This is a genomic window from Novosphingopyxis sp. YJ-S2-01 (assembly GCF_016093175.1).
GTDB classification, from domain to species: Bacteria; Pseudomonadota; Alphaproteobacteria; order Sphingomonadales; family Sphingomonadaceae; genus Novosphingopyxis; species Novosphingopyxis iocasae.
This window is the reverse complement of the sequence record NZ_JAEDAI010000001.1, coordinates 1,166,052-1,182,588: the sequence shown is the minus strand read 5'-3', so window position 1 is coordinate 1,182,588 and position 16,537 is coordinate 1,166,052. Positions and strand designations below refer to the sequence as shown.

Sequence of the window (16,537 nt, the reverse complement as noted above, 5' to 3'; positions counted from 1 at the left end):
CGCGGCATTGTCAATGGAAGAAACTGCTGCGGCGTGACGAAAGATGCGTTTGCAGGCAGCGGGAGCTTTCGCGCCGCTTGCCGATTGGTATAGGAACAGATTGAACGGAGCCGAAGCGCTTCCATCCAGAAACGAAGACAGGACGATCATGCAGAACCAGTTGGTGACGGTTTTCGGCGGCGGCGGTTTCCTGGGCCGCTATGTTTGCGAGGAATTGCTGAAGGCGGGCTGGCGCATCCGGATCGCCGAGCGCGATCCGTCGAACGCGGTTGGCATCAAGCCGATGGGCGGCCTTGGCCAGACGCAGTTCGTATCCTGCGACATTACCAAGAAGGATGGCCCGCTGCGGGCCGCGCGCGGAAGCGATGCGATCGTCAACTTGTGCGGCGCTTTTGCCGATCGCGGCGAGGATGTGAACCGTGACGGTGCGGACCATATCGCCAATGCCGCAGCGCAGATCGGCGTGAAGGCGTTTGTCCATGTTTCTGCCATCGGCGCAGATCCGGAGAGCAACAGCGTCTACGGCGAGACCAAGGGCGAAGGCGAACAGCGGGTTCGCAAGGCGTTTGCCAACGCCACCATCATGCGCCCTTCGGTGATTTTCGGCCCGGACGACGATTTCCTCAATCGTTTCGCCAACATCATCCGCATGAGCCCGGTGGTGCCGGTGATCGCCGCCGGCACGAAGTTCCAGCCAGTATTCGCAGCGGATGTCGCGGCAGCCATCGCCCGTGCGGTGGCCGAACCGTTCACGTTCGGAGGCCAGACCTTCGAACTGGGCGGGCCGGAGCGCATGACGATGATGGAACTGAACCGCTGGATCGCACATGAAATCCGTGCCGAGCGCCTGTTCATCGAAGTACCCTTCACCGCCGCATTCGGCCTTGCGCTCTTTACGCGCTGGCTTCCCAAGCCGCCGATCACCGACGATCAGCTAATCATGCTGAAGAAGGACAACGTAGTGGCAGAGGATGCCAAAACCTTGCAGGATTTGGGCATCGAACCGAAGCCGTTGGCGAGTATCGCGCCGGACTATCTGATCAAGTACCGTCGCCACGGCCGCTTCAGCAGCAAGGCGCGCACCGCCTGATGCGGCCGCAGGGGGCGGCGCTCGCTCAGAAGAAATAGAGCAGCGCCACGCCCATCAGCACACGGTAGACCACAAACACCATCATCGACGCGTTTTTCAGGAAGCGCATCAAGAACACCATGGTCGCCAAGGCCGCGAGGAAGGTGAGGCCACCGGTGATCAGCGCCTCGACCAACAGGGCGCTGTCCGCCTTCAGCAGATCGGGCACGATCAGCACCCCTGCCCCGGCAATTGCCGGGATCGACAGCAGGAACGAAAAGCGGGCCGCCTCAACGCGGGCAAAGCCCAGCGTCCGCGCCATCGTCATCGTGACACCCGAACGGCTGGTGCCCGGAATAAGCGCAAGCGACTGGGCCAGGCCGACCAGCAGGCCGTCGAGAAAACGAACATTTTCAAAGCTGCGGTTGGTGCGGCCGAACTTGTCGGCAACGCCGAGCAGGATGCCGTAGACGATCAGGTTCACGGCGATGAGATGCGTCAGACGCAGCGATTCGAGCAGGTCATCATTCTTGATCTGCAGGTTGAACATCGTCTGGAAAACGCCGTTCAGCATTCCCGTCTTGATCGCCAGACCCACGACGACGGCGGGAATGGTGCCGATAATGATCCACCAGAACAGCCGCTTCTCCTGCGGTGCCTTGCCGATGCCGATGCTTGCAAAGCCGCCGCGCGCAAGACCCGCCACATCGCGAAAGAAATAGGTCACGATCGCCAGCAACGAACCGACATGCACGGCGATATCGATCATCGGACCCTGGTCTTCGAAACCTGTCAGATAAGGCAGGATAATGAGGTGGCCCGAAGAGCTGATCGGCAGAAACTCGGTGACCCCTTGAACGAGCGCGATCAGGAGCATTTGAATGAAGGACATGCGCGGTTTCCGGCTTGATGGAGAAGCGTTCGCGCGCGGCTTTAGGCTTTGCGCCGAGTAAAGTCAGCCGGGATGTTAGGTCCGGTGCGGACGTTGTTCTAGCACAGCTTCGCAATAAAATTATCTCCATCCCTTCGAAATGTTCAATTTAGGTAATTAATGCTTTCCTATTGCGCGGAAAGTGGCTGACAAGCGCCCTAATCCAGCTTAGTCCCGCGCGCATGAGTGACAGGATGCTTCAATTCGTGGATCGCCAGCAGAGCTATCCCGACAAACGCCCCGCCGATGCCCGCGCGCAGGACTTCCGCGAGATCGCGGATCGCTATGCGCGCGAGGCAGCCGAGGACCAGTCATCGCGCTGCTCGCAATGCGGCGTGCCCTATTGTTCGGTCCATTGTCCGCTGCACAATCACATTCCGGACTGGCTGCGCCTGACCGCCGAAGGACGGCTGCGCGAGGCCTATGAGCTGTCGAACATGACCTCGACCATGCCGGAAATCTGCGGACGCATTTGCCCGCAGGACCGTTTGTGCGAGGGCAATTGCGTCATCGAATTTTCCGGCCACGGCGCGGTCACCATCGGATCGGTCGAGAAATATATCACCGACACCGCCTGGGCCGAAGGCTGGGTGGAGCCGCTGCAGCCGGGGCCAGACCGCGGCCAGTCCGTCGCCGTGATCGGCGCTGGACCGGCGGGCCTTTCCGCAGCGGAATATCTGCGCGTCGGCGGTTACGAGGTGCATGTTTACGACCGGCATGACCGCAGCGGCGGCCTGCTCACTTACGGCATTCCCGGCTTCAAGCTGGAGAAGGAAGTGGTGATGCGCCGTGTCGATCGCCTGAAGGACGGCGGCATCCACTTCCACGAAGGTTTTGCAGTCGGCGAAGACGCCACGCTGGACGAGCTGCGCGAAAAGCATGACGCCATCCTGATCGCGACCGGCGTGTACAAGGCGCGCGACCTGAAGGCACCGGGCAGCGGCCATGACGGCATCGTTCCTGCGCTGGACTTCCTTATTGCCAGCAACCGCAAGGGCTTTGGCGACAGCGTGCCGGAATATGACGACGGCTCCCTCAATGCCGCGAACCGCCATGTGGTCGTGGTTGGCGGCGGCGACACCGCGATGGACTGCGTTCGCACCGCGATCCGCCAAGGCGCGAAATCGGTGAAGTGCCTCTACCGCCGGGACCGGGACAATATGCCCGGATCGCAGCGCGAGGTTGCCAATGCGGAAGAAGAAGGCGTCGAATTCGTCTGGTTGAGCGGCCCCACCGCGTTCGAAGCCGATGAGAACGGCGGCGTCACCACCCTTCGCGGCACGCGCATGAAACTGGGCCAGCCCGATGCCAGCGGCCGCCGCGCGCCCGAACCCGATCCGGAAGGCGATTTTACGCTGGAGGCCGATCTCGTCATCAAGGCGCTCGGCTTCGAAGCGGAGGATCTGCCGGTGCTGTTCGGTGCTGAAGACCTCTCGGTCACCCGCTGGGGCACGTTGCGCATCGACCATGAGACGATGATGACGAGCCTGGACGGCGTGTTCGCCGCTGGAGACATCGTGCGCGGCGCCAGCCTCGTCGTATGGGCCATCCGCGACGGACGAGAAGTGAGCGAGGCGATGCACCGCTATCTGAAGATGAAAAAGATTATCCAGAAGGAAGCCGCATGATCCTGTCCGGCACTATCAAAAAGACGATACACGCCGGCCTGTCGGCATTCGCGTTGAGCCTAGCGGCAATCGCGGTGCCAGCCAGCGCGCAAGACGCGGCCTCTACCGGGGACAACGCTATTGCTCCGGAACAGCTGGCCGCGGCGCGAGAGCTCGTCGATGTGAGCGGCACGAAACAACAGTTCGAAATCACCTTGGACCAGATGCGCCCCCTTTTGTTTAACAACGTCATGGGGGGATTCACGACCCAGGAGGGCGGACCTGAACTCGCGGCGCTGATCGAACAAAAATATGACGGTGGCTTGAACGGCTTCGCGGAAAGTTTCGCAGAGCAGTTCTCGGAGCGGTTTCGGGCTCGTTTCCCGGATTTTCGCGAACGGCTGGCAAAGCTTTTCGCTCGTGAATTGTCGCCGGAAGAGATCGCAAGCGTGAAGAGTTTCGTGACCAGTCCGGTAGGACGAAAATATGTAAGCCTTATCCCGGCTATGGCAGCTCATATGAATCAGGCTGGTGAGGAGGCAGGTGAGGAAATCGCCGTCACTCTGACACAAGAAATGCTGCAGCCGATTCTGATGGAGACCCCCGCGTCGTGAATAGGAGCGAATCCGTGCAGCTGGTGAGCGAAACCGAACGCCTCCGCATTGCCGAAGAGGGCATGTATCATCTCGATATGGAGGGCGATGCCTGCGGCACCGGGCTGGTCGCCGAAGTATCCGGCAAGCCTTCGCGCCGCGTCGTGACAGGAGCGATCGAGGCGCTGCGCGCGGTATGGCATCGCGGCGCGGTGGATGCGGACGGGAAGACCGGCGACGGTGCGGGCATGATGGTCGATTTGCCCGAGCGCTTCTTCGACGATGCGATTGCGGACGGCGGCCACCGTGTGCTGCCTAACCGCCTCGCCGTCGGCATGATCTTCCTGCCGCGCACCGATCTGAACGGGCAGGACCAGTGCCGCATGATCGTGGAGAGCGAGCTGATCGCCAGCGGCTACACCATTTACGGCTGGCGTCAGGTACCGGTCGATCCGTCCGTGATCGGTCGCAAGGCGCAGATCACGCGCCCGGAGATCGAGCAGGTGATGATCGCCGGCCCCATGCCGGAGGAGGAAACGCTCGAGGAGTTTGAGAAGGATCTCTACCTCGTCCGCCGCCGGATCGAGCGCAAGGTGATCGAGGCGCAGATCGCGGATTTCTACGTCTGCAGCCTCTCCTGCCGCTCGATCGTCTACAAAGGTCTGTTCCTGGCCGAGAGCCTGTCCGTCTTCTATCCGGATTTGCAGGACGAGCGGTTCGAAAGCCGCGTCGCGATCTTCCACCAGCGCTATTCCACCAACACCTTCCCGCAATGGTGGCTGGCCCAGCCGTTCCGCGCGCTGGCTCATAATGGCGAGATTAACACCATCCGCGGCAACCGCAACTGGATGAAGAGCCACGAGATCCGCATGGCCAGCATCGCCTTCGGGGACGCCTCGGACGAGATCAAGCCGGTCATCCCGGCCGGTGCATCCGACACCGCCTCGCTCGACGCCGTGTTCGAAACACTGATCCGGTCGGGCAAGGAAGCGCCGACGGCGAAGCTCACGATGATCCCCGAAGCCTGGCAGGCATCGGTCGATCTGCCGGCCGAGCACAAGGCGATGTACGAATATATGGCCAGCGTCATGGAACCGTGGGACGGCCCGGCCGCGCTGTGCATGACCGACGGTCGCTGGGCGGTGGCGGGCGTGGACCGCAATGCGCTGCGTCCCCTGCGCTACAGCCGCACCTCGGACGGCTTGCTCGTCATCGGCTCCGAGAGCGGCATGGTGATCTTGCCGGAGCCCGATGTGGTGGAAAAAGGCCGCCTTGGCCCCGGCGAAATGATTGCCGTCGATCTGCAGAAAGGCGCACTCTACCGCGACCGCCAATTGAAGGACCGCGTGGCCGCCGAACAGCCTTATGCAGAACTGGTGAAGGGCTTCCGCACGCTCGGCGACCTACCGGAATGCGAGGCGCCGGACGTGCCGCGCTATGACCGCGCCGAGCTGTCCCGCCGTCAGGTGGCCGCCGGACAGACGATCGAGGACATGGAAATGATCCTCGCTCCGATGGCCGAGCAGGCGAAGGAAGCCGTGGGATCGATGGGCGATGACACGCCGCTGGCCGTCATCAGCCACAAGCCGCGGCTGATCAGCCAATTCTTCCGGCAGAATTTCAGCCAGGTCACCAACCCTCCGATCGATTCCTTGCGTGAGCGGCATGTGATGAGCCTGCGCACGCGTTTCTCCAACCTCGCCAACATCCTCGATGAGCAGGACCAGAACGATCATGTGCTGGTGCTGGAAAGCCCGGTGCTGCTGTCCGCCGACTGGGCGCGGCTGAAATCGGCGTTCGGCAAGCTGGCCGGGGAAATCGACTGCACCTTCGATCCGCATGCCGGCCATGAAGAGCTGCGCACGGCCATCACCCGCATCCGGCGCGAGGCCGAGGAGGCCGTGCGCGGCGGCAAGACCGAGCTGTTCCTGACCGACGAGGCCATTTCCGAGGATCGCTGCGCCATCCCGATGGTGCTGGCCGCAGCGGCGGTCCATACCCACCTGGTCCGCAAGGGCCTGCGCGCCTTTTCCTCGATCAACGTGCGCACCGCCGAATGTCTCGACACGCATTATTTCGCGGTCCTGATCGGCGTCGGCGCGACCACCGTGAACGCCTATCTGACCGAGGCCGCCATCGCAGAGCGCCATGGCCGTGGCCTCTTCGGCGATCTTTCGCTGAAAGAATGCCTCGCCAATTTCCGCACGGCGATCGACGACGGCTTGCTGAAGATCATCGGAAAGCTGGGGATCGCCGTGATCTCGAGCTATCGCGGTGGTTACAATTTCGAAGCGGTCGGCCTCAGCCGTGCGCTGGTGAACGATCTCTTCCCCGGCATGCCCAACAAGATTTCGGGCGAAGGCTATATGTCGCTGCACCTGAACGCGACCGACCGGCACAAGCTGGCGTTCGACAGCATGGTGGCGAAACTGCCCATCGGCGGATTCTACAAGCAGCGTGCGGGCGGCGAGGAGCATGCCTGGTCCGCGCAGCTGATGCACCTCCTCCAGACCGCGGTCGCGAAGGACAGCTATTCCAGTTATCTGCAGTTTTCCGCGGGCGTTCGCGCGCTGGACCCTGTCTATCTGCGCGATCTGATGGAATTCAATTACGCACGCGAACCGCTTCCGGTGGACGAAGTCGAAGCGGTAACGGAAATCCGCCGCCGTTTCCTCACCCCGGGGATGAGCCTGGGGGCGCTGTCTCCGGAAGCGCATGAGACGCTGGCGATCGCGATGAACCGCATCGGCGCAAAAGCAGTGTCGGGCGAAGGCGGCGAGAGCCCCGAACGTTTCAAGCCGCGCCCCAATGGCGACAACGCCAACAGCGCGATCAAGCAGATCGCATCCGGGCGTTTCGGTGTCACCGCCGAATATCTGGGCGCCTGCGAGGAAGTGGAGATCAAGGTCGCGCAGGGCGCCAAGCCCGGCGAAGGCGGCCAGTTGCCGGGCTTCAAGGTGACCAAGTTCATCGCCAAGCTGCGCCACTCCACACCCGGCGTCACGCTGATCAGCCCCCCGCCCCACCACGACATCTATTCGATCGAGGATCTGGCCCAGCTGATCTACGATCTCAAACAGATCAATCCGCGCGCGCGGGTCTGTGTGAAGCTGGTGTCCGCCGCGGGTATCGGCACGGTTGCTGCGGGCGTTGCCAAGGCGCATGCCGACGTGATCCTGATTGCCGGCCACAATGGCGGCACCGGGGCCTCTCCGCAGACGAGCATCAAATATGCCGGCACGCCGTGGGAAATGGGCCTTAGCGAAGTCAATCAGGTGCTCACCCTCAACGGGCTGCGTCACCGTGTGAAGCTGCGCACCGATGGCGGGCTCAAGACCGGGCGCGACATCGTGATCGCCGCAATTCTAGGCGCGGAGGAGTTCGGCATCGGCACGCTGAGCCTCGTGGCCATGGGCTGCATCATGGTGCGCCAGTGCCATTCCAACACCTGCCCCGTGGGCGTGTGCGTGCAGGACGAGCGGCTGCGCGAAAAATTCACGGGCACGCCGGAGAAGGTCATCAACCTCATGACCTTCATCGCCGAAGAAGTGCGCGAAATCCTCGCCCGCCTGGGCGTTTCGAGCCTGGACGAAGTGATCGGCCGCACCGAACTCCTTCGCCAGGTCAGCCGCGGCGCGGAGCATCTCGACGATCTTGATCTCAACCCCATCCTCGCCAAGGTTGACGCACCGGACACGCATCGCCGGTTCAAGATCAACACCTTCCGCAACGAGGTGCCCGACAGCCTGGACGCGCTGATGCTGAAAGACGCGGGACCGGTGTTCGAGAAGCGCGAAAAGATGCAGCTCACCTATACGGTGCGCAACACGCACCGCGCGGTCGGCACGCGGCTTAGCAGCGAGGTGACGCGAGTCTTCGGCATGAAAGCTCTGGACGATGATTATATCCAGGTCCGGCTGCGCGGCAGCGCGGGGCAATCGCTCGGCGCGTTCCTTTGCAAGGGCATCCGACTCGAAGTGTTCGGCGATGCGAACGATTATGTCGGCAAGGGCCTTTCCGGCGGGCACATCATCGTGCGCCCGACGGTCAGCTCACCGCTGAAAAGTCAGGAAAACTCGATCATCGGCAACACCGTGCTTTACGGCGCGACATCGGGCCAGCTCTTCGCCGCGGGACAGGCGGGCGAACGTTTTGCGGTCCGCAATTCGGGGGCTGAAGTCGTCGTCGAAGGCTGCGGCGCTAATGGCTGCGAATATATGACGGGCGGCACAGCCGTGATCCTGGGGCAGACCGGCGGCAATTTCGGCGCGGGAATGACCGGCGGCATAGCCTTCGTTTACGATCCGGAAGCGGTGTTCCCGATGCGCGCCAACCCCGGCAGCATCGTCTGGCAGCGGCTGGAAAGCGCGCACTGGGAACAGCAGCTGAAAACGCTGATCGAAGCCCATGTCGCGGCAACCGACAGCCGCTGGGCCGCCTCCATTCTGGAGGACTGGGACAGCGCGCGCGGCGCTTTCTGGCAGGTTTGCCCGAAGGAAATGCTCGGCCGGCTGGACCATCCGCTGAGCGAGGGCGAGCCGGAGGTGGTCGCAGCGGAGTGAAGGTTTAACCGGTGAGGCCTGCCTTGCGCAGCGCGCGATAGGCATAAGCCTTCGGCTTGTTGCTCGCCGGAAAACGGCCGGGCGCCTTCGGCTCGAACCCCGCGCTGCGCAGCAACCGGTTGAAGCCATGTGCATCGGCCTCTGCAAAGCTCCAGTCGCTGCGCCAGGTGATGGAGAGGCTGATCGACGGCTCCGGACCGTTGCGCACGAAATGCGGTGCCATCACCGGCACGAACACCGCCTGCCCCGGCGCCAGATCGATCGCGGTGCCGCTGGCCTGAAAATCGTCGCGCCAGACGAGATTGCGCTGATGGCCGGAATGATAAGCCTCATGTGCGGTCGGCGGGGCGAAGCGGGCGTCGCCCGCAGGAAACTGCGTCATCGTCTTGCTTCCGCGCAACTGGAGAAGGATGTTGTGCTCAGGATCGAAGTGATACGGCGTCATCGAATGCGGGGATGATACGAAGATAAAGCCCTGAGGCCGCAGCATGCGTCCCGTCTTGGTTTCGATCGCGGGCCTCAGCTCGTTCAGTAGCTGCATCAGCAACGCGGCATAATCGGGCATCTGCTCAATATTCTTAAGCACCGCCCAGCTGCGGCAGACATCGATGGTGCGGATCGTCTCACCGATCGAGAGGCCGTTGTCGGGCACGTCGGCGGCATCGATGCCGACCGGCAAATCGCCGGGATTATATTCGACGCTGCCTGCCGGAAGCGCCTCGCTCAGGTCGGCGATGGCCTCCAGCGTCAGCAGGTCGTGCGCGCGAAGATGATGGTTCAACCGGTGCGGCGTTTCGGGATAATGCTCCGCAAAGCGCGCGGTGGTTTCATCGTCGAATACCCTGGTCATGCCGTATCTCCATGTCGCGCCGCCATCCAGTCCTCCGCCTTTCGCAGCGCATCGAAGGCGAGCCGACGGGCCTTGCCACCAATGGCAATCGATACGCGCCCGATCGCGCGCCGCTCGGTCCAGAGGCTGTCGATCATCGGGTGATCGGGAGCCGCGCAGCTGTCCGCCCAGGCGACATCGGGCCGATCCAGCAGCGCGTAATTTTCGATCTGCAAGAGCACGCCCGGGGAAAAGCGCGCAAAGGCTTCGTCGAACGTCGTCTTGAACGAGAACACGCCCTCACCCGATCGTAGATTGACCAGCATCGCAATCGGCGCGCCTTCGAAACGCAGCGCAAGCAGTTCAAGCCGGCCCGCCTCGGCCAGCGCCCCCAGCATTTCACAGAACAGCCCGCGGGTGTCCGCCTGGCTGCCCAGCGCGCTTTCTTCCTGCCCTTTCCAGCCGGCCGCCTCCAGCGCGAGAAATTCGTCGATCCAGCGCTCCAGTCCTTCGCCGCCCTCGCTCCGGTCGAATGTCAGCGCGCCCATATCTTCGAGCCGCCGCGTCTGACGCCTTAGTTCCTTGCGCTTCTTGGACCGGACGGCCTGTTCGTAATAGGCTCCGGCGCCGAGCGGAGATTGGAGAAAGGCGCGCTCATGCCGCCGCACCACGTCGCAGCGGCGGCGCTGTTCCTTGCAGAGGTTGAAGAGCGTCCGGGACGCTGGATCGTCCAGTGCAAAGCAATCGAGATGGAAGAAGAGGCCGCGCCCCGCATGCGCATCGCAATAAGCAAGCAGTGCCTCCCAAAAGGCCCGCTCATGCCCGTGCTCGATCAGCGGGTTGCCCAGAAAGGCATTGGGATGCAGCCAGTTCTGCCAGTTAGGAACGGGCCGGTTTCCATAAAGCGGCTCGAGCGAAAGCGGCATCAGCCCGATCAGCTGGCTCAGCCGCGGAATACCCTGCCAGAGCAGGAACAGCTGCGCGCGGCCGTCCGGGTCACAATGGGCCAACGCCGCAGGCAAAACCTTGCTTTCGAAAAACACATTGGTGCCAGCGGTTTGCCGATCCAGCTCCTGCCATGCCCATAATAGCGCAGCATCAATCGCGCTTGCCGCAACCAGTTCGGCCTGCACCGACCCTGATGCCGCAATCGGCACTGGCACTGCGCCTTCGAAGGCCTCCGGAAATATAGTCTGGTTCAAGCCGCACGCTCCCTAAGCGGCTTGTTCTAGAAGCTAATCACAAAGATTCGGCTAAAGTCGCGGCCAAGAGAAAGGGCCGCCGGAACTGCCGGCGGCCCGCTATCCCGATCGTAATAATGAACTAAACTGCCGCCAGCGCGGCGAGCAGCAATAGTGCCACGATATTGGTGATCTTGATCATCGGATTGACCGCGGGGCCGGCGGTGTCCTTGTAAGGATCGCCCACCGTGTCGCCGGTTACCGCGGCCTTGTGCGCCTCGGATCCCTTGCCGCCATGATGGCCGTCTTCGATATATTTTTTCGCGTTGTCCCACGCGCCGCCGCCCGCCGTCATCGACAGCGCGACGAACAGGCCGGACACGATGACGCCCAGAAGCAGTGCGCCCAGAGCCGCAAAGCCATTAGCCTGCCCCGCCACCAAAGTGATGACGAAATAGACCACAATCGGCGCCAGCACCGGCAAGAGCGACGGCACGATCATTTCCTTGATCGCCGCCTTGGTGACAAGATCCACCGTGCGGCCGTAATCCGGCTTGGCGGTGCCCTGCATGATGCCGGGATTATCACGGAACTGCCCGCGCACCTCCTCCACCACAGCGCCCGCGGCGCGGCCCACCGCGGTCATCCCCATCGCGCCGAACAGATAGGGCAGCAGCGCGCCGAGCAGCAGGCCGACAATGACGTATGGATTGCTGAGCGAGAAATCGACGTTCAGGTTAGGAAAGAACTCATCGAGGTCGGTCGTATAAGCGCCGAACAGCACCAAAGCGGCGAGGCCCGCCGAACCGATGGCATAGCCCTTGGTCACCGCCTTTGTGGTGTTACCGACCGCGTCGAGTGCATCGGTTTTCTCTCGCACGCTGTCATCCAGCCCCGCCATCTCGGCGATACCGCCTGCGTTATCGGTCACCGGGCCATAGGCATCGAGCGCGACCACCATACCGGCAAGCGCCAGCATGGCCGTGGCCGCGAAGGCAATGCCGATAAGACCCGCCAGCTGATAAGCGATGACGATGCCGACGCAGATCACCAGTGTGGGCAAGGCGGTCGCCTCCAGGCTGATTGCAAGGCCCTGGATGACGTTGGTGCCATGGCCGGTTTCCGAGGACCGGGCGATCGAGCGGACCGGGCGGTAATTGGTTCCGGTGTAATATTCGGTAATCCAGATGATCAGCCCGGTCACGGCGAGCCCGACCATCATGGAGAAGAAAAGGTCCCAGCCGGTGAAGCTGGCGACGGTGGCGGCGGGCGTTTCCGTGGTGAAGCCATCGGTTGCCAAGGCACCGCCGATCGGGGCGCTCATGTCCCCGAAGATGTATTGCGTTGCCAGGTAGATCGCCGGGATCGAGAGGACCGCCGTCACCAGAAACCCTTTGTACAGCGCGCCCATGATATTGGTGCCGCCGCCAAGGCGCACAAAATAGGTGCCGATGATCGAGGTGATGATGCACACCCCGCCCACCAGCAGCGGCAGGCTCATGAGATTGAGGAGCGCCGCATTGCCGACATCGACCAGCAGCGCGGACAGCACCATCGTGGCGCCCACGGTGACGACATAGGTCTCGAAAAGATCGGCAGCCATGCCCGCGCAATCGCCGACATTATCGCCCACATTGTCCGCAATGGTCGCCGGATTACGCGGATCGTCCTCCGGAATGCCTGCTTCCACCTTGCCGACCAGATCGGCACCAACGTCCGCCGCCTTGGTGAAGATGCCACCGCCGAGACGCGCAAAGATGGAGATGAGCGAGGCACCAAAGGCCAGTGCGACCAGCGCATCGACCACAGTGCGGTTGTCCGGGCGATAACCGGCAGGGCCCGTCAGATACCAGAAGAACACCGATATCGCGAGCAGCGCCAACCCGGCCACCAGCATGCCGGTGACGGCGCCCGCGCGAAACGCCACCGTGAGGCCGCTCTGCAGGCTGGTCGAGGCGGCCTGCGCGGTCCGTACATTGGAACGGACCGAGATGTTCATCCCGATATAGCCCGCAACGCCCGATAGAATGGCACCGATGACGAAACCGATGGCGGAGGTAATGCCGAGGAAGACGAACACCAGTATCGCGACGACGACACCGACAATGGCGATTGTACGATACTGCCGGCCAAGATAGGCCTTAGCACCCGTTTGGATCGCGCCAGCAATCTCCTGCATGGTTGAATTACCGGCATCGGCCCCAAGAACCTGACGACTGGTAATGAACCCGTAAAGTACGGCGATGAGGCCGCAGATGATAGCAATGACAATGACAGACATGGCGTTCAGACTTCCCCTCCTGCTCCAATAGGTGCCGCCTCATTTTCGGGCGACTTGGGAAGGGAGACTAACCGGATGCCGTCAATTGACAAGCGGCAAACGGATGGGCGGGTCTAGTGCCGATAGCCGCCGATCGCATCGGGATCGAGCACGGCCTCGTCCAGCCTGACGGTGCCCGGCTGCCCATCCACCATCGTGCCGATCCGCGCGGCGGGCACCGGCGGTTCGCACTCGGCCGGGGCCGTGAAGAGCAGCGCATAGTCATCACCCCAGCGCAGCAGTTCGTCTTCCCTGCCTCGCAGGACGGCACGCGCCGCGTCCGAAACCGGGATCCTTGCCATGTCGATGGCGGCAGCGAGGCCGCTGGCTTTCGCGAGCCGGGCGGCGTCGATCAGCAACCCGTCGCTCACGTCCATCATCGCGCTGGCGAGCGGGGCGAGCGCCTGTCCCTCCGTCAGCAGCGGGCGAGGCCGCAGATACGCAGAGGTGAGCGGCCCGTCATCCGCACCGCCCGCTTCCAGCAGCGTAAAGCCGGCAAGCGCATCCCCGATGCTGCCGGCCACCCATAGCGCATCGCCGTCCCGCGCGCCGGACCGCGCCGGCACCGGATCGCTGGTAGCGCGGCCGATAGCCGTACAACCGAACACACGGGTCGCGCCCTCGGGCAAGCGGATCGTGTCCCCGCCCAGTAGCGACACATCGTATCGATCGAGCACGGCCCGCAGCCCTTCGGCGAAGGCGGCATCCCAGGCATCATCGCCCAACGCGTGACTGGTGAGCACCCCCAAGGGCTCCGCGCCCTTGGCGGCCAGATCGGAGAGATTCGTGGCGATCAGCTTCCAGGCGACATCGGCAGCATCCGTGTCGATGCGGACATGCACCCCCTCCGCGATGCTGTCATGCGTCAGGATGAGCGTCTCGCCGCCCAGCTTCAGCACCGCGGCATCATCGTGGAGGGCGCGGGCCGCCGGATGCGTTGCGAGGGCGCGGAGGCGATCGATGAAGGCGAATTCGGCGCTCACCGCCCCTCCAGAGCCGTCATCCGAGGGCGGGACTCACTCGCCGCGCACTTCTTTCGAAATGCCGTCGAGCAGTCCGTTCACGAACTTGGCGTCCTTGTCGTCGAAGAAGGCATGGGCAATGTCGACATATTCGTTCACCACCGCGCCGGTCGGCACGTCGGGCCGCGCGAGCAGTTCGTAGGTGCCGCAGCGCAGCAGCTGCAGCATCGCCTTGTCGAGCCGGTCGATCTTCCAGCCTTCGGCCAGCCGCCCTTCGATCAGCGCATCGATCTCGGCGCGGCGCGAGTCGACCCCGGTTACCACATCGTCGAAAAAGTCCGGCTCGCCTTCCGCGATCGGCTCTTCCTCGATCGCCGAACCCAGACGGTGTTCGTGGAACTCGCGCAGCAAGCGGGCCAGCCCGATGTCTTCCATGTCCATCTGGTACAGCGCCTGCACGGCGGCGAGCCGGGCAGCGGAGCGGGGTTGGGATCGGGAATGGCTCATCATCTTTTACCTGTTCCTCTGTGAACTCTCAGGCGTCCAGCCGCCGCCGGACGCTTTCGGCATGGGCGGGAAGCCCCTCTTCCTCGGCCAGCCGCACCGCTGCCAGGCCGACCTTGGCGAGCGACGCCCGGTCCAATTGAATGAAGCTGGTGCGCTTCATGAAGTCCAGCACCGAAAGCCCGGAGGAGAAGCGCGCGCGCCGCCCGGTCGGCAGCACATGGTTCGGCCCCGCGACATAGTCGCCCACCGCCTCGGGCGTATGCCGCCCCAGGAAGACCGATCCGGCATGGCGGATCCGCGCGAACAATGCTTCGGGTTCGGCGACCGAGAGCTGGAGATGTTCCGCCGCCAGCCGGTTCGCCAGCGGTACCGCGTCGGCGAGGTCCGCCACGGTGATGATCACACCGTGATCGTTCCAGCTCGCCTCGGCCGCCTTGCGCGTGGTGAGCGCAGCAGCCTGTACCTTCACCGCATCCTCGACATTGCGGGCCAGATCGGCGCTGTCGGTGATGAGGATGGACTGGCTGGTCGGGTCATGCTCGGCCTGGCTGAGCAGGTCCGCGGCGACGATGGCGGGATCGTTCTCGCCGTCCGCAATCACTAGGATTTCGCTGGGGCCGGCGACCATGTCGATGCCGACCACGCCGTAGAGCTGGCGCTTTGCCTCGGCCACCCAGGCATTGCCGGGGCCGGTCACGACATCCACCGGCGCGATCCTGTCCGTGCCGTAAGCGAGCGCGGCGATCGCCTGCGCGCCGCCGATGCGCCAGACTTCGTCCACACCGGCCAGCGCCGCGGCGGCCAGCACCAGCGGGTTCGCCTCGCCGCCCGGCGTGGGCGTCACCATGACAATGCGTTTCACGCCGGCCACCTTGGCAGGCAGCACGTTCATCAGCACCGAGCTGGGATAGGCCGCACGTCCGCCGGGTACGTAGACGCCCGCCGCATCCACCGGCAGCCAGCGCGCACCCAGGCGCACTCCGGCATCGTCGGTCCGCTCGCTGTCTTCGGGCCGCTGCGCCTCGTGATAGGCGCGGATCCGAGATGCGGCCAGTTCCAGCGCCTTGCGCAGATCGGGATCGAGTCCGTCGAGCGCGGCATCGCAATCCGCGGGGTCGATGCGCCAACCGCTTTCTTGCAGATCATGTCCGTCAAATCGCTTGGTCAGCTCGGCCAGCGCTTCATCGCCATCGGTGCGGACGCGGGCGAGGATGGCGGACACGTCGCGCGCAACATCCGGATCGCTCTCGCGGCGCGCGGTAACGATGCGCTCGAAGGCTTCGGCGAAGCCGGGATCGGCCGCATCAAGCCGCTTCACGCACGCCTCCGGCAATAGCGCGGAACCGCTCGACCAGCGCGGGAAGCGTGCCGGACATCATCTTGAAGGCCGCGCGGTTGACGATCAGCCGGGCCGAGATGTCCATGATTGTCTCGGTCTCGACGAGGCCGTTTTCCTTCAGCGTCTGCCCGGTCGACACCAGATCGACGATGCGGCGGGTGAGGCCCAGCGCGGGTGCCAGCTCCATCGCACCGTTCAGCTTCACGATCTCCGCCTGCAGGCCCTTGCCGGCGAACCAGCGGCGGGTAAGCTCGGGATATTTGGTCGCGACGCGCACATGGCTGAGCGTGGACAGCGCCTGCCCCGGCTCCGCATCCTTCGGCTCGGCCACGGACAGGCGGCATTTGCCGATGCCAAGATCGACCGGCGCGTAGAGCTCCGAATAGCCGAACTCTTCCACCACGTCCGAACCGACGATACCGATCTGCGCCGCGCCATGCGCCACGAAGGTGGCGACATCGAACGCGCGCACGCGGATGATGCGTACATCCTCGCGGTTGGTGGCGAATTCGAGCGCGCGGTTCGCCTTGTCGAAGAAGCCGGGCTCCGGCTCGATGCCCGCCTCGCGCATGACGGGCAGGGCCTCATCGAGGATGCGTCCCTTGGGGATGGCGAAGGTGATGGGGCGGTTCATGAT

Annotated in this window: 12 protein-coding genes; 4 read left to right on the top strand and 8 right to left on the bottom strand. The window is 63.6% G+C overall.

The features are described 5' to 3' along the window. Positions 1-148: 148 nt before the first annotated feature. Positions 149-1,090 carry a complex I NDUFA9 subunit family protein gene (locus I6A82_RS05735; RefSeq protein WP_198094105.1) on the top strand — a complete coding sequence of 314 codons (942 nt, stop codon included), beginning with the start codon at positions 149-151 and terminating at the stop codon, positions 1,088-1,090. A 25-nt stretch (positions 1,091-1,115) separates the two neighbouring features. Here I6A82_RS05735 and I6A82_RS05730 read toward each other — a convergent pair whose 3' ends face one another. After that, on the bottom strand, positions 1,116-1,961 hold the full coding sequence (locus I6A82_RS05730; RefSeq protein ID WP_198094104.1) for an undecaprenyl-diphosphate phosphatase: 846 nt from the start codon (positions 1,959-1,961) through the stop codon (positions 1,116-1,118). Positions 1,962-2,194: 233 nt separating this feature from the next. On the opposite strand from I6A82_RS05730, the gene I6A82_RS05725 reads away from it, so the two are divergent. The 3 genes from I6A82_RS05725 to gltB all read left to right on the top strand — a co-directional run bounded on the left by I6A82_RS05725 (position 2,195) and on the right by gltB (position 8,762). Next, positions 2,195-3,628, top strand: a complete 1,434-nt coding sequence (locus I6A82_RS05725) for an NAD(P)-dependent oxidoreductase (RefSeq protein ID WP_442945061.1) — start codon at positions 2,195-2,197, stop codon at positions 3,626-3,628. After that, complete coding sequence (locus I6A82_RS05720; protein WP_198094102.1) at positions 3,625-4,221, top strand: DUF2059 domain-containing protein; 597 nt, start codon at positions 3,625-3,627, stop codon at positions 4,219-4,221. The genes I6A82_RS05725 and I6A82_RS05720 overlap by 4 nt, the downstream gene beginning before the upstream one ends. Before the next feature lie 62 nt (positions 4,222-4,283). After that, the gene (gene gltB, locus I6A82_RS05715; RefSeq protein WP_198095504.1) at positions 4,284-8,762 is read left to right on the top strand and encodes a glutamate synthase large subunit; all 4,479 of its coding nucleotides are present in this window, start codon (positions 4,284-4,286) and stop codon (positions 8,760-8,762) included. Positions 8,763-8,766: 4 nt separating this feature from the next. Here the strand turns inward: gltB and I6A82_RS05710 are convergent, their stop codons facing one another. The 7 genes from I6A82_RS05710 to hisG all read right to left on the bottom strand — a co-directional run bounded on the left by I6A82_RS05710 (position 8,767) and on the right by hisG (position 16,534). Beyond that, positions 8,767-9,612 carry a cupin-like domain-containing protein gene (locus tag I6A82_RS05710; protein ID WP_198094101.1) on the bottom strand — a complete coding sequence of 282 codons (846 nt, stop codon included), beginning with the start codon at positions 9,610-9,612 and terminating at the stop codon, positions 8,767-8,769. Next, a complete protein-coding gene (locus tag I6A82_RS05705) occupies positions 9,609-10,793 on the bottom strand; it encodes a GNAT family N-acetyltransferase (RefSeq protein ID WP_232343310.1) in 1,185 nt (394 codons plus the stop codon). The genes I6A82_RS05710 and I6A82_RS05705 overlap by 4 nt, the downstream gene beginning before the upstream one ends. Before the next feature lie 121 nt (positions 10,794-10,914). Beyond that, positions 10,915-13,053, bottom strand: a complete 2,139-nt coding sequence (locus I6A82_RS05700) for a sodium-translocating pyrophosphatase (protein ID WP_198094100.1) — start codon at positions 13,051-13,053, stop codon at positions 10,915-10,917. A gap of 113 nt (positions 13,054-13,166) precedes the next feature. Next, positions 13,167-14,075, bottom strand: coding sequence for a thiamine-phosphate kinase (thiL, locus tag I6A82_RS05695; RefSeq protein WP_198094099.1), 909 nt, complete (start codon positions 14,073-14,075; stop codon positions 13,167-13,169). Positions 14,076-14,108: 33 nt separating this feature from the next. After that, a complete protein-coding gene (nusB, locus tag I6A82_RS05690; protein ID WP_425498174.1) occupies positions 14,109-14,564 on the bottom strand; it encodes a transcription antitermination factor NusB in 456 nt (151 codons plus the stop codon). A 25-nt stretch (positions 14,565-14,589) separates the two neighbouring features. Next, positions 14,590-15,879: a histidinol dehydrogenase gene (gene hisD / locus I6A82_RS05685; RefSeq protein ID WP_198094098.1), complete on the bottom strand. Its 1,290-nt coding sequence runs from the start codon at positions 15,877-15,879 to the stop codon at positions 14,590-14,592. Then, entirely contained in the window at positions 15,866-16,534 is a 669-nt protein-coding gene (gene hisG / locus I6A82_RS05680; protein WP_198094097.1) for an ATP phosphoribosyltransferase, read from the bottom strand. The genes hisD and hisG overlap by 14 nt, the downstream gene beginning before the upstream one ends. Positions 16,535-16,537: the final 3 nt, after the last annotated feature.

Bases quoted from the DNA above. Each gene is read 5' to 3' on its own strand.
- I6A82_RS05735 (WP_198094105.1), top strand. From the start codon at position 149: ATGCAGAACCAGTTGGTGACGGTTTTCGGCGGCGGCGGTTTCCTGGGC.
- I6A82_RS05730 (WP_198094104.1), bottom strand. From the start codon at position 1,961: ATGTCCTTCATTCAAATGCTCCTGATCGCGCTCGTTCAAGGGGTCACC.
- I6A82_RS05725 (WP_442945061.1), top strand. From the start codon at position 2,195: ATGCTTCAATTCGTGGATCGCCAGCAGAGCTATCCCGACAAACGCCCC.
- I6A82_RS05720 (WP_198094102.1), top strand. From the start codon at position 3,625: ATGATCCTGTCCGGCACTATCAAAAAGACGATACACGCCGGCCTGTCG.
- gltB (WP_198095504.1), top strand. From the start codon at position 4,284: ATGTATCATCTCGATATGGAGGGCGATGCCTGCGGCACCGGGCTGGTC.
- I6A82_RS05710 (WP_198094101.1), bottom strand. From the start codon at position 9,612: ATGACCAGGGTATTCGACGATGAAACCACCGCGCGCTTTGCGGAGCAT.
- I6A82_RS05700 (WP_198094100.1), bottom strand. From the start codon at position 13,053: ATGTCTGTCATTGTCATTGCTATCATCTGCGGCCTCATCGCCGTACTT.
- nusB (WP_425498174.1), bottom strand. From the start codon at position 14,564: ATGATGAGCCATTCCCGATCCCAACCCCGCTCCGCTGCCCGGCTCGCC.
- hisG (WP_198094097.1), bottom strand. From the start codon at position 16,534: ATGAACCGCCCCATCACCTTCGCCATCCCCAAGGGACGCATCCTCGAT.